Below are 2,026 nucleotides of genomic sequence, written 5' to 3'. Positions count from 1 at the left end.
GTGCCCGTCGCCCGTCGGGCCGCTGCCGGGTGGCCAGACCGGGCTGGGGGTCGCGTTCGGGCGGTTGAAGGCAGACGACCTCCGCACGCTGGCCTGCGTGCGCGACCTCCGGGTGACACCCTGGCGGACACTGATCGTCACGGGGAGCGCCGGGCGCGGCGCCTTCGTGACGGACCCTGATGATCCCCTGATGCGGGTTCAGGCCTGTGTCGGCCCCGCCGGCTGTGCCCGGGCCGGGGGGGATGTGGAGGGGCTGGCCCGCGCTCTGGCGCCGCCGTGGCGTGGCGGCCTATTGCATGTCAGCGGGTGCGCGAAGCGCTGTGCGCACCCGGGGCAGGCCGACGTCACATGGGTGGCGCACGACGGGCGATATGATGGTATCGACGCACGCGGACGGTCGGTGCCCGGTTGGGACGGCCGGACGGCGGAGCAGGTGCGCGCGCTGATGCACGCCCATGCACAGGGAGATGAGTGTCCATGACGGGCCGGGTGCCGACCTATGATTACGAGCGCGACGGTGCCGCGATTTACGCGCGATCGTTCGCGACCATCCGGGCCGAGGCCGATCTTTCGCGTTTCACGCCCGAGCAGGCACAGATTGCCGTGCGGATCATCCATGCCTGCGGACGGGTGGACGTTGCGGCCCTGATTGAAATGAGCCGCGACCTCGTAAACCGCGCGCGCGGGGCCCTGCGCGCCGGTGCGCCGGTCCTGTGCGATTCGGAAATGGTGGCTCACGGTGTCACGCATGCGCGTCTTCCCGCGCGGAACGAGGTGATCTGCACCTTGCGCGACCCGCGCACCCCCACCCTGGCGGCCACGCTGGGCACGACACGGTCGGCCGCGGCGCTGGAGCTGTGGGGCGACCGGCTCGCGGGCGCGGTGGTGGCGATCGGCAACGCGCCGACGGCCCTGTTTCATCTGCTCGAACACATCGACGCCGGCGGTCCGCGCCCGGCGGCGATCATCGGCATGCCGGTGGGCTTCGTCGGCGCGGTCGAGTCCAAGGACGCATTGGCGGCGCGGTCGGACCTGTCGCACGTGATCGTGCGGGGACGGCAGGGGGGCAGCGCCATGGCGGCGGCCACCCTGAATGCGCTGGCGAGCGAGCGGGAATGAGCCGCTCCCTATGACACGGCCCAGTCTTCACATCGTAGGTGTCGGGCCCGGTGATCCGGAGTTGCTGACGCTCAAGGCCGCGCGCCTGATCGCGCAGGCTGAGGTGGTGGCGTATTTCTGCCGTCACGACCGCGTCGGCCACGCACGCTCGATCGCGGCCGGGCATATCGGGCCCGGAGCGCGGGAGCTGCGTTTCGCCTATCCGTTCACGACCGAGCGATCGGTGGGGGACGTGTCCTACGCCCCCGACATGGCGGCGTTCTACGACGCGTGCGCGCAGACGCTTGCGGACGCGACCTCGGCCGGAGCGCGCGTGGTGCTGCTGTGCGAAGGCGATCCGTTCCTGTTCGGCTCGGCCATGTATCTGTTCGATCGCCTTGCGGAGGCGATTGCGGTGGAGGTCGTGCCGGGTATCCCGTCCATGGCGGGGTGCTGGTCGCAGGCCGGGGTGCCGATGGCGCATGGCGACGATGTCCTGTGCGTGCTGCCCGCGACGATGCCCGGCGATCAGCTGGCCGACTGGCTGGCGCGGGCGGACGCGGCGGTCATCATGAAGATCGGCCGCAATCTGCCGTCCGTCCGCGACGCGCTGGTCCGGTCCGGGCGTCTGGACGCAGCGGTCTATGTCGAGCGCGGCACGCAGCCCGAGGCGCGCGTCCTGCCTCTCGCGCAGGCGGGCGATACGGCACCGTATTTTTCCCTCGTTCTGGTGCCGGGACGGCGCGGGCTGCGATGAGTTGGCTGCGCGTCATTGGCCTCGGGCCGGGCACGGTGTTGCAACGCACGGCCGAAGCGGAAGCCGCGCTGGCGCAGGCGACGGATCTGGTCGGCTACGCGCCATATGTGGCGCGGGTGGCGGCCGGGCCGGACGTGGTCCGGCACGCGTCGGACAATCGGGTGGAACTGG

2 protein-coding genes and 2 pseudogenes are annotated in these 2,026 nt (G+C 71.3%); all 4 read left to right on the top strand.

Annotation, left to right across the window (positions count from 1 at the left end; translation table 11 throughout):
- Window positions 1–481: pseudogene (locus HUK82_RS16160) on the top strand (precorrin-3B synthase); the annotation flags it as partial.
- Window positions 478–1,119 (top strand): precorrin-8X methylmutase, encoded by a 642-nt coding sequence (locus HUK82_RS16155; RefSeq protein WP_176614900.1) that lies wholly within the window; start codon window positions 478–480, stop codon window positions 1,117–1,119. The pseudogene HUK82_RS16160 and the gene HUK82_RS16155, both read left to right, overlap by 4 nt.
- Before the next feature lie 10 nt (window positions 1,120–1,129).
- Window positions 1,130–1,855, top strand: coding sequence for a precorrin-2 C(20)-methyltransferase (locus tag HUK82_RS16150; RefSeq protein WP_176614899.1), 726 nt, complete (start codon window positions 1,130–1,132; stop codon window positions 1,853–1,855).
- Window positions 1,852–2,026, top strand: a pseudogene (locus HUK82_RS17535) (precorrin-3B C(17)-methyltransferase); the annotation flags it as partial. The gene HUK82_RS16150 and the pseudogene HUK82_RS17535, both read left to right, overlap by 4 nt.

The organism is Ameyamaea chiangmaiensis (assembly GCF_013376175.1).
Classification (GTDB): Bacteria; Pseudomonadota; Alphaproteobacteria; order Acetobacterales; family Acetobacteraceae; genus Ameyamaea; species Ameyamaea chiangmaiensis.
Note: the sequence above shows the minus strand (reverse complement) of the source record. Positions and strands in the feature narration are given on the sequence as shown.